This window comes from Pseudarthrobacter sp. HLT1-3 (assembly GCF_059383535.1).
This window is the reverse complement of the sequence record NZ_JBWZCJ010000005.1, coordinates 1-12,568: the sequence shown is the minus strand read 5'-3', so window position 1 is coordinate 12,568 and position 12,568 is coordinate 1. Positions and strand designations below refer to the sequence as shown.

Annotated in this window: 14 protein-coding genes; 7 read left to right on the top strand and 7 right to left on the bottom strand. The window is 67.3% G+C overall.

Annotated elements, in window-relative coordinates; translation table 11 throughout:
- Positions 1-61: 61 nt before the first annotated feature.
- The 7 genes from AC50X9_RS05845 to AC50X9_RS05815 form a co-directional block, all read right to left on the bottom strand.
- A complete protein-coding gene (locus AC50X9_RS05845; RefSeq protein ID WP_494891266.1) occupies positions 62-559 on the bottom strand; it encodes a CoA-binding protein in 498 nt (165 codons plus the stop codon).
- Complete coding sequence (locus AC50X9_RS05840; protein ID WP_494891264.1) at positions 556-1,911, bottom strand: O-acetylhomoserine aminocarboxypropyltransferase/cysteine synthase family protein; 1,356 nt, start codon at positions 1,909-1,911, stop codon at positions 556-558. The genes AC50X9_RS05845 and AC50X9_RS05840 overlap by 4 nt, the downstream gene beginning before the upstream one ends.
- Positions 1,911-3,140, bottom strand: coding sequence for a dimethylsulfone monooxygenase SfnG (gene sfnG, locus AC50X9_RS05835; RefSeq protein ID WP_494891262.1), 1,230 nt, complete (start codon positions 3,138-3,140; stop codon positions 1,911-1,913). The genes AC50X9_RS05840 and sfnG overlap by 1 nt, the downstream gene beginning before the upstream one ends.
- Positions 3,141-3,149: 9 nt before the next feature.
- Complete coding sequence (gene acs, locus AC50X9_RS05830) at positions 3,150-5,201, bottom strand: acetate--CoA ligase (protein WP_494891260.1); 2,052 nt, start codon at positions 5,199-5,201, stop codon at positions 3,150-3,152.
- Positions 5,177-6,088, bottom strand: a complete 912-nt coding sequence (locus tag AC50X9_RS05825; RefSeq protein WP_494891258.1) for an ABC transporter permease — start codon at positions 6,086-6,088, stop codon at positions 5,177-5,179. Before AC50X9_RS05825 ends, acs begins: the two co-directional genes overlap by 25 nt.
- The gene (locus tag AC50X9_RS05820) at positions 6,088-7,131 is read right to left on the bottom strand and encodes an aliphatic sulfonate ABC transporter substrate-binding protein (RefSeq protein WP_494891256.1); all 1,044 of its coding nucleotides are present in this window, start codon (positions 7,129-7,131) and stop codon (positions 6,088-6,090) included. The genes AC50X9_RS05825 and AC50X9_RS05820 overlap by 1 nt, the downstream gene beginning before the upstream one ends.
- A gap of 128 nt (positions 7,132-7,259) precedes the next feature.
- A complete protein-coding gene (locus AC50X9_RS05815) occupies positions 7,260-8,114 on the bottom strand; it encodes an ABC transporter ATP-binding protein (protein WP_494891254.1) in 855 nt (284 codons plus the stop codon).
- 313 nt (positions 8,115-8,427) lie between these two features.
- Here AC50X9_RS05815 and AC50X9_RS05810 point away from each other — a divergent pair, with 313 nt between their 5' ends.
- The 7 genes from AC50X9_RS05810 (at position 8,428) to AC50X9_RS05780 (ending at position 12,382) form a co-directional block, all read left to right on the top strand.
- Positions 8,428-8,853, top strand: a complete 426-nt coding sequence (locus AC50X9_RS05810; RefSeq protein WP_494891252.1) for a CoA-binding protein — start codon at positions 8,428-8,430, stop codon at positions 8,851-8,853.
- A gap of 40 nt (positions 8,854-8,893) precedes the next feature.
- Entirely contained in the window at positions 8,894-9,304 is a 411-nt protein-coding gene (locus AC50X9_RS05805; protein WP_494891251.1) for an MmcQ/YjbR family DNA-binding protein, read from the top strand.
- On the top strand, positions 9,301-9,846 hold the full coding sequence (locus AC50X9_RS05800) for a DUF1990 domain-containing protein (protein WP_494891250.1): 546 nt from the start codon (positions 9,301-9,303) through the stop codon (positions 9,844-9,846). The genes AC50X9_RS05805 and AC50X9_RS05800 overlap by 4 nt, the downstream gene beginning before the upstream one ends.
- Positions 9,847-9,858: 12 nt before the next feature.
- A complete protein-coding gene (locus AC50X9_RS05795) occupies positions 9,859-10,461 on the top strand; it encodes a hypothetical protein (protein WP_494891249.1) in 603 nt (200 codons plus the stop codon).
- A 174-nt stretch (positions 10,462-10,635) separates the two neighbouring features.
- Positions 10,636-10,953: a putative quinol monooxygenase gene (locus tag AC50X9_RS05790; protein ID WP_494891248.1), complete on the top strand. Its 318-nt coding sequence runs from the start codon at positions 10,636-10,638 to the stop codon at positions 10,951-10,953.
- Positions 10,954-11,028: 75 nt separating this feature from the next.
- The gene (locus tag AC50X9_RS05785) at positions 11,029-11,322 is read left to right on the top strand and encodes a DUF503 domain-containing protein (RefSeq protein ID WP_494891246.1); all 294 of its coding nucleotides are present in this window, start codon (positions 11,029-11,031) and stop codon (positions 11,320-11,322) included.
- Positions 11,323-11,440: 118 nt separating this feature from the next.
- Entirely contained in the window at positions 11,441-12,382 is a 942-nt protein-coding gene (locus tag AC50X9_RS05780) for a type IV toxin-antitoxin system AbiEi family antitoxin (protein WP_494891244.1), read from the top strand.
- The last annotated feature ends 186 nt before the right edge of the window (positions 12,383-12,568 follow it).

Genomic DNA, 12,568 nt, shown 5'->3' with positions numbered 1-12,568 from the left:
TCGCTGTTACAGCGACCCGGCACGTTTCCCGCGAGTTCGGCAGCCGAACGCGCGGGACGGGTTAGGCGAGGACCTGCCGCTTGGAGGAAATGACGCCGGTGTCGAAGCCGGCCAGGTGTAGGCCGCCGTGGAACCGGGCATGCTCAATCTTCACGCAGCGGTCCATCACGACGTCGAGCCCGGCAGTCTCGGCTTCCTTCGCCACATCCTCGTGCCACGAGCCCAGCTGAAGCCACAGCGTCTTGGCGCCGGCCGCGATGGCCTCTTCCAGGACACCCGGCAGGTCATCGTGCTTGCGGAAAACGTCCACGATGTCCGGGCTCTCCGGCAGGTCCGCCAGTGAGGCGTACGTCGGTTCGCCCAGGATTTCCTTCACCACCGGGTTCACGAAATACACCTTGTAGCGCGTGGACGACTGCAGGTAGGTCGCCACGAAGTAGCTCGCCCGGGACGGCTTGTCCGAAGCGCCCACGATCGCGATCGATTTCGCCTGCCGCAGCAGGTTCAGCCGCTCCGGGGCGGACGGGCCGGTCCAGGTACGGGTTTCTTCGCTGCTCATGACAGTGCTCCAATCGTGCAGGCGTCGGCCGCAAGGGCGTCCGGGACGGACACCGACCCGGCCGCCGCGTTTGTTGCCACAGCCAGGGCCTGGTCCAGGTCCCAGAGGATGTCCTCGATGTCTTCCAGCCCGATCGAGATCCGGACCAGGTCCTCAGGGATTCCGGCGGACTCGAGCTGTTCGGGGCTGAGCTGCTGGTGGGTCGTGGAACCCGGGTGGATCACGAGGGTCCGTGAGTCGCCGACGTTGGCCAGATGCGAGGCCAGCTGCAGGGACTCGATGAACTTCTGCCCTGCGGCGCGGCCTCCCTTCACACCGAAGGAGAACACCGAGCCGGGTCCGAGCGGCAGGTACTTTTTGGCCCGCTCGAAGTGCGGGTGCGAAGGCAGGCCGGAGAAGTTCACATAGGCCACGCGCTCATCCGCTTCAAGCCATTCCGCCACGGCCTGGGCGTTCTTGAGGTGCTCGTCCAGGCGCTGCGGCAGGGTCTCCACGCCCTGCAGCAGCTGGAACGCGGACATCGGCGACAGGGCGGGTCCGATGTCGCGCAGCTGCTCGCAGCGCAGCTTGGTCAGGAAACCGTACTCGCCGAAGTTCCCCCACCAGGAGACGTTCCCGTAGGAGGCCACCGGTTCGGTCATGGTGGGGAACTTGCCGTTGCCCCAGTTGAAGCGTCCGCTCTCGACGATGACGCCGCCGAGGGTGGTGCCGTGCCCGCCGAGGAACTTCGTGGCCGAGTGGATCACGATGTCGGCCCCGTGCTCGATCGGCCGCACGAGGTACGGCGTGCTCAGGGTGGCGTCGACGACGAGGGGGATGCCGGCGTCGTGCGCTACCTTGGCCAGCCCCTCCAGGTCCTGGACCTCCGACGACGGGTTGGCCACCACCTCGACGAAGATCGCCTTGGTGTTCTCCCGGACTGCGGCGGCGTAGTCCGCCGGGTCGGTGCCGGGAACGAAAGTGGTGTCCACGCCGAAGCGGCGCAGCGTGACGTCCAGCTGCGTGACAGTGCCGCCGTAGAGCTGGGAGGCGGCCACGATGTGGTCACCGGACTGGGTGAGTGCGGCGAAGGTGATGAACTCCGCGGCCATGCCCGAGGATGTGGCGACCGCGCCGATGCCGCCCTCGAGGGACGCGATGCGTTCCTCGAACGCGGCGACCGTGGGGTTGCCGATCCGGGAGTAGATGTTGCCGTACTTCTGCAGCGCGAAGAGGTTGGCGGCGTCCTGGGTGTCCTTGAACACGAAGGACGTGGTCTGGTAGATCGGGACGGCGCGGGCGCCGTGCTCGGCGTCGGGCGTGCCGCCGGCGTGCAGGGCGCGGGTGCGGAAACCAAACTTGCGGTCAGCCATTACGCGTTCACCAGCCCGCTGGTTGCGGCGGTTGAAGCCACCGGAGTGCCGGACAGGTCCAGTTCCGTGCCGTTCTTGCGGGCGAGGTCCGCTTCCAGTTCGCGGACAATCGGCAGGATGTCCTGGCCGAACGCGGCGACTTCCTCCTGGAAGTGCAGGTAGCCGGTGAGGAACAGGTTCACGCCTATCTTCTTGTATTCCACGATCCGTTCCGCGATCTGCTCGGGGGTGCCGATCAGCTGGGTCTTGAAGCCGTCGTTGTACTGGACCAGGTCCTCGAAGCTTGAATCGGCCCACATGCCCTTGCCGTCCCTGGTGGACGCGCCGGCCTCCTGGACGGCGTCGCGGAAACCCTCGACGGCGGGCTTGTGCGCCTTCTCGACGATCTCGCGAAGGGTGTCGCGGGCTTCCTTCTCGGAATCGCGGGCGATCACGAAGCCGTTCAGGCCGAAGCGCGGGGAGGGGAGCCCGGGGAGGGCGCCCTCGGAGCCGCGGCGGGTCACTCGCCCGCTTTCTCCTGCGGAGGCGACGACGCCGGCGATGTTCTCCTTGAAGCCCTCCAGGTCCTTGCCGTTGGAGAAGTACCAGTCCGCCACCCGGCCGGCCGTGGCCTGCGCCGCCGTGGAGTTTCCGCCGAAGAAGATCTCCGGGTGCGCGCGGCCCGGCACGTCCACCGGGGCCGGCTGCAGGGTGAAGTTGTTGATGTTGTAGTACTTGCCGGACTGGCTGTACTCCTGCTCGGTCCACAGCCCGCGGAGGACCTTGATGAACTCCTCGGTCCGGACGTAGCGCTCGTCGTGCTCAAGCCATTCGAGGCCGAAGTTGGTGAACTCGTCCTTGAGCCAGCCGGAGACGATGTTCACGGCGGCGCGGCCGTTGGAGATGTGGTCGGCCGTGATGATGAACTTCGCCAGCACACCGGGGTGCCACATGCCCGGGTGGACGGCGGAGATGACCTTGAGCCGCTCGGTGGCGGCCAGCAGCGCGAGGCTGAACGAGGTGGCCTCGTGCTGCTTGTCCGCGCCGTAGGAGGCTGCGTAGCGGGTTTGGGTCAGGGCGTATTCGAAGCCCGAGTCCTCCGCGATCCGGGCGAGCTTCTTGTTGTAGTCGAAGTCCCAGCCGGTGCGCTGTTCGATGGTGGAGACTACGAGGCCGCCGGAGACGTTGGGAACCCAGTAGGCGAACTTGAGCGGTTCGGAAAGACGGGCGACGGTGCTGATGTCAGTCATGAGGGGTCCTTACTTCTGGGTATTTCTGGGGGTGTCATTGCGTTCACGCAGGACGGATTGGATGCCGGCGATCGACGGCTCGTTCTGGAGCGAGGTCGTGTCGCCGAGCGTGGTTCCTTCGAACAGCTGGGTCAGCAGCCGGCGCATGATCTTGCCGCTGCGCGTCTTCGGCACATCAGGAACGACGACGACGTCGCGCGGCTTAGCGATCGGCCCGATCTCCTTCGCGACGTGGGCCTTCAATTCGGACGCGATGTCCTCGGTAGCCGCGCATCGCGCGAGCGAGGAACGAGCGAGTGTGTCTAAGCGGCGCGAGGACGTCGCGTCCGAACCCTTCAGCACCACGAACGCGACGATGGCGTGGCCGGTCTTCGGGTCCGCGACGGGGCAGACGCCGGCCTCCACGACGTCCGGGTGGGAGACGAGCGCCGATTCGATCTCGATCGTGGAGAGCAGGTGGCCGGAGACGTTGAGCGTGTCGTCCACGCGCCCGAGGATCCAGATGTCGCCGTCGTCGTCGTACTTGGCGCCGTCGCCGGCGAGGAACCAGCCCTGTTCGGCGTACTTGCGCCAGTACGAATCGAAATAGCGCTGCGGGTTCCCCCACACGGTCCGGGCGATGGCGGGACCGGGGGCATCGACCACGATGAAGCCCTGGACCCCCGGGGGTACAGTGTCGCCGGCGTCGTCCACGATCCGGGTGCCGACGCCGGGCAGCGGCCGGGCCGCGCAGCCGGGCTTGAACTCCGTGTCGGTGGGGGCGGGGGAGAGGATGGTGGCGCCGGTTTCGGACTGCCACCAGGTGTCCACCACGGGGGCGGTACCCGCTCCAATGTTGGCCCGAAACCAGCGCCAGGCCTCCGGGTTGACGGCCTCGCCCACGGTGCCGAGCAGGCGGATGGAGGAGAGGTCGTAGCTGGCCGGTACGCCGTCCGGGAACCAGCCCATCAGGGACCGGACCAGGGTGGGTGCAGTGTAGTACTGCGTGACACCGTAGCGTTCGATGATTTCGAAGTGCCGGCCGGGATGCGGGGTGTTGGGCGTGCCCTCGAAGATCACCTGGGTGGCTCCGTTGGAGAGCGGGCCGTACAGCTCGTAGGTGTGGGCCGTGACCCAGGCGAGGTCTGCCGTGCACCAGTGGACGTCCAGGTCCCGGAGGGCCGGGTCCGGGTTGCTGAAGAGGTGCTCAAAGCTCCAGGACGCCTGCGTGAGGTACCCGCCGGAGGTGTGGACCAGGCCCTTGGGCTTCCCGGTGGTGCCGGAGGTGTACATGATGAAGAGCGGCGTCTCGGCGTCGAAGGCTTCCGGCGTGTGCTGCGGTGACGCCTGCCCGACGGCGTCATGCCACCAGACGTCGCGGCCGGCGGTCATCGGGACGGTGTCCAGGAGGTCCGGTGCGGTGGTGCGGTTGACCACCAGGACGTGCTCGATCGCGTTGTCGCCGGCGACGGCCGTGTCCGCGTTGTCCTTGACCGGCACGGCGACGCCGCGGCGGAACTGGCCGTCGGTGGTGACGAGCAGTTTGGCGCCGGTGTCCTCCACCCGGAACTTGAGCGCCTCGGCGGAGAAGCCGCCGAAGACCAGCGAGTGGATCGCGCCGATGCGGGCCACGGCCAGGGTGATGATCACCGTTTCGGGGATGACCGGGAGGTAGATGACCACCCGGTCGCCCTTGGTGATGCCGAGGTCCAGCAGGGCGTTGGCGGCCCGGGAGACCTCGCGCTGCAGTTCGGCGTAGCTGATGGTGCGGCGGTCGCCCGGCTCGCCCTCGAAGTGCAGGGCCACCTTGTCCCCGCGCCCCGCCGCCACATGGCGGTCGACGCAGTTGTAGGCGACGTTGAGCCGGCCGCCTTCGAACCAGGTGATGTCCGGGCCGATGCCGGCGTCGACGTCGGCCGGGACGCGGCGGTGCGTGGTGTGCCATGGCCTGTCCTGCCCGGGCACGTCCTCCCAGTCGAGCCGGAGGGCAGCTGCCTCCCAGAAGGAGAGGCGCTCCGCTTCGGTGGCCGGAAGACTGACCGGGGCGGTCTCGGTATTTACGCCCATCGTTTCACTGCCCATTTCTCTGCCAGGCCCAACAGGGCGTCGGTAATTTTTCCGATCACGGCAAGCAGCACGATCGCCAGCAGGAGCCGGTCCGTGCGGCCGTTGTTCTGCGAGTCGGTGAGGAGGAAGCCAAGCCCCATCGAGGAGGCGATGAGTTCGGCGGCCACCAGGAACAGCCAGGCCTGGGCCAGCGCCAGCCGGAGCCCGGAGAAGACCGCAGGAACCACCGCCGGGAGCTGCACCGTGGTCAGCAGCTTCACGCCCCTAAGCCCAAAGGCGCGCGCGGCTTCCACCAGGTTCCGGTCCACATGGCGCAGCGCCAGGGAGACGGTGGTGAAGACCGGGAAGAACGCGCCGATCAGGATCAGGGTGATCTTGGAATCCTCGCCGATCTTCATCCAGAGAATGAGCAGCGGCACCCACGCCAGCGACGGGACGGCGCGGAGGGCGCCAATGGTCGGTGCGAGCAGGGCATCGGCGAACCGGGACAGGCCCACCAGGGACCCGAAAACCAGGCCCAGCGCCGCACCGGCGGCGAAGCCGATCAGCACCCGCTGGGTGGAGATCGCAATGTGCTGTCCGAGCTGACCGCGCTGGAGCAGGTCGCTGCCCGCTTCCAGCACCATCGAAGGCGGCGGGAGCTGGACGACGCTGAACACTCCGGCAGCCGTGGAGAGGTGCCAGGCGGCAAGCACCGCCGCGGGAATGATCAATCCAAGGAGCAGACGCGCCCAGCCGTTGGCCAGGATCCCGGCGGGGGACCATCCGTTCGCCGGGGAGCCACCCGCCCCCTTGAGGGGCGGGTTCGGCTGGGCGGCGTCTGCCGGAGTTGCGGGGACGGCTGCAGCGCGCCCGTCCGCAACATTAGTGCCGGTGACGGCGGGATTCCTGAGCTGAGGCATCAGGAGTCCTTAATGGCGGACGCATCCGCCTTCTTCACCAGCGAGTCATCAAGAATGGTGGCGACGGCGTCGTCGATCTGCTTCTGGCTGGCGACGTCGCCGGTTTCCACGAACGTGGGGCCGATCTTCGCCAGGACCTTGCGCTGCGCCTCGCCGGGTGCCGGATCCACGTCCAGGTTGCTGCGCTCCAGCACCACGGTCTTCGCGACGGCGAGGTCCAGGCCGGCGACGTCGGCGAGGATCTGTGCCGTCTCGTCCGGGTTCGCAGCGGCCCAGGCGCGTGCCTTCTCGTAGGCGTTGACGACGGCCTGCGCCTGCTTCGGCTTGTTCTTCAGGAAGGATTCCGTGGCGTTCAGGAAGCCGTAGGTGTTGAAGGAAAGGTTCCGGTAGAAGAGCTTGGCGCCCTTCTGCTCCGCGCCAGCCATGATCGGGTCCAGCCCCGACCAGGCATCCACCGAGCCGTTTTCCAGGGCGGCACGGCCGTCCGCGTGCTGCAGGTTCTGCACCGTGACGTCCTTGGCGGAGATCCCGGCTTCGGAGAGGGACTGCAGCAGGAAGAAGTAGGGGTCGGTGCCCTTGGTCGCGGCCACGGACTTGCCCTTGAGGTCGGCGACACTGGTGATGCCGGAGGACTCCTTCGCCACGAGGGCTGCCCATTCGGGCTGGGAGTAGATGTCGATCGTTTTGATCGGGGACCCGTTGGCGCGGGCCAGCAGGGCAGCGGATCCGGCGGTGGAGCCGACGTCGATCGCGCCGGAGCGCAGCGCCTCGTTGGCCTTGTTGGAGCCGGCCGACTGGACCCAGTTGACGGTGACGCCCTGGTCCTTAAGGGAGGCCTCCAGCCAGCCGTTGTTCTTGATGACCAGGCTGAGCGGGTTGTAGGTGGCGAAGTCGATGTTGAGCGTGCCGGTTTCGACGGCGGCGTTCGAGGCGGGGGACCCGCCGGAGCCCTCTCCTGCGACGCAGCCCGTGAGGACGAGGGCGGCGGAGACGGCGGCGGCGCCGATTACAGAGCGGCGGGTGACTTTGCGGGCGAATGACATGGCAATCCTCTGAGGTATGAAGCGAGTGAAGCGAAAGGCGAATGGGCGTGAAAACGGTGGAGCAGGCGGCGCAGCAGTGGCTGCGGCGCTTCCGGCTGGGAACGAGGTGGGGAACCCGGGAGTTGCGGTCAGTGGCCGTCGACGCCGAGGGTCGCCAGGAGTGAGGCCCGCATTCGGGCGAGTTCCACGGAACCGCGGTCCCGGGGGCGGTTGCCAGGCACAGCTACGGTGCGCACGATTGTCGCGCCGGGCGCCGCGGATGCTTCCCGTGCGCCGGGTTCCTTGCCCAGGACGATGATGCGGTCGGCAAGCTGGAGGGCCTCGTCGACGTCGTGCGTCACCAGGAGCACAGTGGTGGGTTCGGCCTGGTGGATGTCCAGCAGCAGGTCCTGCATCTTGATGCGGGTCAGCGCGTCGAGCGCGCCGAACGGCTCATCGAGGAGCAGGACGGCGGGATTGCGGGCGAGCGCCCGGGCCAGTGAGGCGCGCTGGGCCATGCCGCCGGAGATCTCGCGCGGGCGGTGCTTGGCGAAGTTCGTGAGGCCCACGAGTTCGAGCAGCCGGGCCACCTTCGCTTTGCCGTCCCGGGCGCTGATGCCGGCGGGCAGGCCGATCGCGATGTTGGCCTGCAGGGTGTGCCACGGCAGGAGGCGCGGTTCCTGAAAGGCGAAGGCGCAGCGGGAATCAATGCCCTGCACCGGAGTGCCGTCGATGTCGACGCTGCCTGAGGTGGGGGAGTCGAGTCCGGCAGTGGCACGGAGCAACGTGGACTTGCCGCAGCCGGAGGTGCCGAGGATCGCCAGGACTTCCCCGGCGCGGATCTCGAAGTCGACGTCGCGCAGGACGGTGTGGGCCTCTGCGCCGGTGCCGAAGGTGCGGCGCAGGGAGCGGAAGGCAACCGGCAGGGCCGGGGTGCGGGTGGCGGCTCCGGCGGGGGCGTCCAAAAAGGACTCCGGCGCGGAGGAGGACAGGACAGCAGTCATAAGTTACTCCATCGGTCCTGGCAGTAGCACCCTACGGAATGAGCCTTTGAACCGGGTGGTCAGTCCGGTTGTCCCTTGGCTCCATACCTAGCTATCGCAGGCATCCAGGGGCGGACGACGGCGACCAGGGTTGCTGCGGCTTCATCGATCCAGGTCTCTCGGCCGCTCGGGATGGTCGCTTCTAACTAAAACGGAATCGGAGCTTTTTCCCAAATGGGGGTGTTTTGCGACGTAATATTCGGCCTTTCCGTGCTGGCGTGCCGAGGGCCGGTCAATTGTTCGGCGCCGGCGCCGGGGCGGTTAGGCTGTGCTCATGGCCCACGTTAACGATCCGGCAGTCCTCGAGAAGCTCATGCGCACCAAGGGCCGGTGGGCCATTGTCGGCCTGACCAGGAACCAATGGCGTGCCGCCTATGACACGTCCCTGTTTATCCGCGACCGGCTCGGGATGGAGATCATCCCGGTGAACCTGCCCGGCGATCCCGTGCACGGGGAAACCGGCTACGCCACCCTGGCGGACATTCCCACCGGGCAGCAGCCGATCGACGTCGTGGATTGCTTCGTGAATTCCCAGAAGGTCGGGGCCGTGGTGGACCAGGCAATCGCCGTGGGGGCGAAGGCTGTCTGGATGCAGTTGGGCGTCATCGATGAGGCCGCGGCGGCCCGGGCGAAAGCCGCCGGTCTCGACGTCATCATGAACGCCTGCCCGGCACAGGACGCCAGGCGCTTCGGCCTCTGACCGACTGCAAAATGTCCGTGCCGGCCAGTAGGCTCGGATCATGGATGCAGCCGCACTCCGCAAAATCTGCCTCGACTTTCCCGGTACCTTCGAAGACTTCCCGTTCGGGCCGGAGACGTCTGTCTTCAAGGTGCGGGCTGCCGTGTCCGGCAGGCCCCGCCACGGAGCCAAGATGTTCGCCCTCTCCGCCCTGGACGGGGCCGACCTCTCCGTCAGCCTCAAGTGCGAACCTGCCCTGGCTGAGCACCTGCGCGCCGCCCACCCGGAGATCACCGGAGCGTGGCACATGAACAAAAAGCACTGGAACGGCGTGCGCCTCGATGGCTTGCTGCCCGATTCGATGGTGCGCGACATGGTGGAGGATTCTTACGACCTCGTGGTCGCTTCGCTCAGCCGGCGGCAGCAGGAGCAACTGGGCTGGGCGCGGCTTGCCGGCGGCCGGCGCTCATGAATCCGCGGATCGCTGCCGGTGAGCTCAACTATGACGGGGTCGGGTCCACGGAGTATGGCCCGCCGCCCGCGGACGCCGAATGCCTGGTCACACACGCCTATCTGGGCGAGGGCGTGGCCACCTACCGGCGTGTGGCGCAGGGAATGCTGACCTGGCAGCTGCAGAAACGGGCCGGCCTGAGGGTCCGCGCGGAATCCGGCGTCGTGGCCTCCGGCGTGCGCGTGGTGAGCGGGTTCGGCGTCGGGCCGTTCCGGATCAACGCGCCCTGCGAAGTCATCTGGGTCCGCCGTCCGGTTCCGGGCGACGCTGCGCAGTCCGCCGGTTTCGGCTACGGGACCCTCCCGGGGCATCCGGTCCGCGGCGAGGAGGCCTTCGAGGTTTCCATCGACGCCCGGGGCCAGGTCCATATCCGGATCACCGCCTTCGGGGCGCCGTCCAACTGGTTCTACAGGGCGGGCGGCCCAGTAACGAAACGGGCGCGTGCCCACCTGACTTCCCGCTACATTAGGAGTGCCCAGGAACTGGCCGCAGGTGTGAACTGAGAGCAGGCAGCAATGCTGGATCAACAGACCCTAGACCAACTATGGAACTTCGATGACCCCGCGCTGTCTGAAGCGCGCTTCCGGGCAGCGTCCCGGGATCCGTCCTACGACGCCGACGAGCGTGCGGAGCTCACCACCCAGCTGGGCCGGGCCATCGGCCTGCAGGGCCGGTACGAGGAAGCCGACGCGCTACTGGACGAGGTCGACGGCGACGAGCCCACCGTGGCTGTCCGGGTGCTGCTGGAGCGCGGGCGGGTGCTGAACTCCGGCGGCCACGCGGAAATGGCTGTGCCGCTGTTCGAACAGGCCGCGGAACTCGCGGACCACCTCGGCGAGGAATTCCTGGCCGTGGATGCCCTGCACATGCTCGCCATCGCCGACCCTGCCCACGCCGAAACCTGGACCCGGAGCGCCCTGGAGTACGCCTCCACGGTGCATGACCAACGTACCAAACGCTGGCTGGTGGCACTGCACAACAACCTGGGCCGGACGCTGCACGGCGCCGGCCGCTGCGCCGAGGCGATGGTGGAGTTCCAGCTCGCCGAGCAGTGGGCCGAACGCGTCGGCACCCCGCAGCAGCAGGAGCAGGCAAGGCAGGCGATCCGGGGCTGCTGACCCCGCCCTCCCAACTCCAACGCGGGGTCACTTGCGGCCCATAAAAGGCCCGCCATGGGGCGCGGTGTGACCCCGCGTTGGCCAGTTGCGAGAATGGTAGGCGAACCATCCCAACCCGCTACTCCCGCCCAAGCCGCTGCACCCGCACACCCCCGGACCGAAAGGCACACTCCCGTGATCTTCATAGTCGTCAAATTCAAGGTCAAGCCCGACTGGTCCGAACGGTGGCCCGGTCTGGTGAAGGACTTCACCCAGGCCACCCGCCAGGAGCCGGGAAACCTCTGGTTCGACTGGTCCCGCAGCCTGGACGATCCCAACGAATTCGTCCTGGTCGAGGCGTTCAAGGACAACGCGGCCGGGGACCATGTCAACAGCGCGCATTTCAAGCAGGCCATGGCGGACATGCCGCAGGCGCTGCTCGAGACGCCGCGGATCATCAGCCGCCAGCTCGACGGCGAGAGCTGGGACCGGATGGGCGAACTCACCGTCTAACCCCGTCGGTTGCTCCGTAGCTGCCCTTTTGAGGCCCCAGAAGGGCCGTTACGGAGCAACCGATACGCTTGGGGCATGTGGATCGGCTGGATTGAATTCGATGTCCTCCTCGGCGATGTCCACAGCCTGAAGGAGAAGCGCTCGGTGGTTCGCCCGGTGCTCGCAGAGCTTAAGCGCCGCTTCGAGGTATCCGTCGCCGAAGCCGGACTCCATGACCAGTACCGGCGGACCGTCATCGGCGTCGGACTGGTCGCGGCGGACCGTGCGCACCTGGTCGAGGTGCTGGCCGCCGTCGAACGCTTCGTAGCGGCGCGCCCGGAACTGGAGCTGCTCAGCGCCCGCCAGCGTGAACTCCGCAGCGACGACTGAACCCCATCGACTGCTCCGCTGACGCCCTTATGAGGCCTCATAACGGCACTTGTGGAGCAGCGGTTGGGCGGTGTGGATAACTTCTGCGGCGATCACGTGGTTCTGCTCTGATAAAGCCATGAAAACCGCACGCCCGCTGCCGGAAAATCTCACGGGACGCCCCTTCACCGTTGCCGAAGCGGCGAGGGCGGGAGTGTCGTCCAAGCGGCTCCGCCACCCGTCCCTCGCAGTGCTGGGCAGAGGGATCCGATCCCTGCCTCCGACGCCGGGGCTTCCCTTGAGCGTGAGAGTGCGGCCATTCATCGAGGTCAATGAGCGATGCGCCGCGTCGCACCTCACCGCGGCGGAGCTTGGTTCGCTACCGGCGCGGCTAGCGAAGGAGGGACCGCAGATGTACCACCTGATCAGGCCCGAGGGTGCAGCCCATCTTAACCGGCCGCATGTGATCGTTCATCGGATGAAGCTCTACGACGACGAAATCACGATCCATGAGGGGGTTCCGGTCACCACCCCGGAGCGAACCTGGCTGGATCTTGCCGAAATGCTGACCGTGGATGAACTCGTCGTGGCCGGCGACAGCTGCGTCCGGGTACCCCGGCGCGAGCTGGAGGGCAGGGAGCTGCCGCTCTGCAGCCTCGGTGATCTGCAGCGGATGATCGACCGCCATAAGGGAAAGCGGGGAATCCGTCGGGCACGGGAGGCACTCAAACTCATTCGAGTGGGTTCAGATTCGCCGCAGGAATCGCTGCTGAGGCTGGCCATGGTTCGGGCCGGCCTGCCGGAACCGGAGCTGAACGTGCCGATTATCGATGACAACGGAACGCGGCACCACCAGCCAGACCTGTCCTATCGGAAATACCGGATTGGCATCGAGTACGAGGGGGAACTCCACGGCGATGAGGGCCAGATTATCCGGGACATCGCCCGTTCCGAGCGCTACGCGGCCCTCGGCTGGACAGAGATCCGGATCTCGAAGCGGCACATGCCCAACGACGCCAAGGCCGCCGTGGCCAAGGTGCGCGCCGCGCTGGTCCAGGCGGGCTGGCGTCCGGGCCGGTGACCCAAAGCGACTGCTCCGTAACTGCCGTTCTGAGGGTTCAAAAGGGCAGTTACGGAGCAGCCGATGGGAGGGGAGAAGCGGACGCTAGCCCGGATTTTTCATGATGGCCGGGTTGGCGGTCGGGTCAGGGGCTAATTCCCGTTCCGGCTGATTCTGCGGTTTTGGGCGTGCGGGCGGGGCCTGTTG

Bases quoted from the DNA above. Each gene is read 5' to 3' on its own strand.
- AC50X9_RS05795 (WP_494891249.1), top strand. From the start codon at position 9,859: ATGCTGGATCAACAGACCCTAGACCAACTATGGAACTTCGATGACCCC.
- AC50X9_RS05805 (WP_494891251.1), top strand. From the start codon at position 8,894: ATGGATGCAGCCGCACTCCGCAAAATCTGCCTCGACTTTCCCGGTACC.
- AC50X9_RS05810 (WP_494891252.1), top strand. From the start codon at position 8,428: ATGGCCCACGTTAACGATCCGGCAGTCCTCGAGAAGCTCATGCGCACC.
- AC50X9_RS05840 (WP_494891264.1), bottom strand. From the start codon at position 1,911: ATGGCTGACCGCAAGTTTGGTTTCCGCACCCGCGCCCTGCACGCCGGC.
- AC50X9_RS05820 (WP_494891256.1), bottom strand. From the start codon at position 7,131: ATGTCATTCGCCCGCAAAGTCACCCGCCGCTCTGTAATCGGCGCCGCC.
- sfnG (WP_494891262.1), bottom strand. From the start codon at position 3,140: ATGACTGACATCAGCACCGTCGCCCGTCTTTCCGAACCGCTCAAGTTC.
- AC50X9_RS05825 (WP_494891258.1), bottom strand. From the start codon at position 6,088: ATGCCTCAGCTCAGGAATCCCGCCGTCACCGGCACTAATGTTGCGGAC.
- AC50X9_RS05800 (WP_494891250.1), top strand. From the start codon at position 9,301: ATGAATCCGCGGATCGCTGCCGGTGAGCTCAACTATGACGGGGTCGGG.
- acs (WP_494891260.1), bottom strand. From the start codon at position 5,201: ATGGGCAGTGAAACGATGGGCGTAAATACCGAGACCGCCCCGGTCAGT.
- AC50X9_RS05785 (WP_494891246.1), top strand. From the start codon at position 11,029: ATGTGGATCGGCTGGATTGAATTCGATGTCCTCCTCGGCGATGTCCAC.
- AC50X9_RS05845 (WP_494891266.1), bottom strand. From the start codon at position 559: ATGAGCAGCGAAGAAACCCGTACCTGGACCGGCCCGTCCGCCCCGGAG.
- AC50X9_RS05815 (WP_494891254.1), bottom strand. From the start codon at position 8,114: ATGACTGCTGTCCTGTCCTCCTCCGCGCCGGAGTCCTTTTTGGACGCC.
- AC50X9_RS05780 (WP_494891244.1), top strand. From the start codon at position 11,441: ATGAAAACCGCACGCCCGCTGCCGGAAAATCTCACGGGACGCCCCTTC.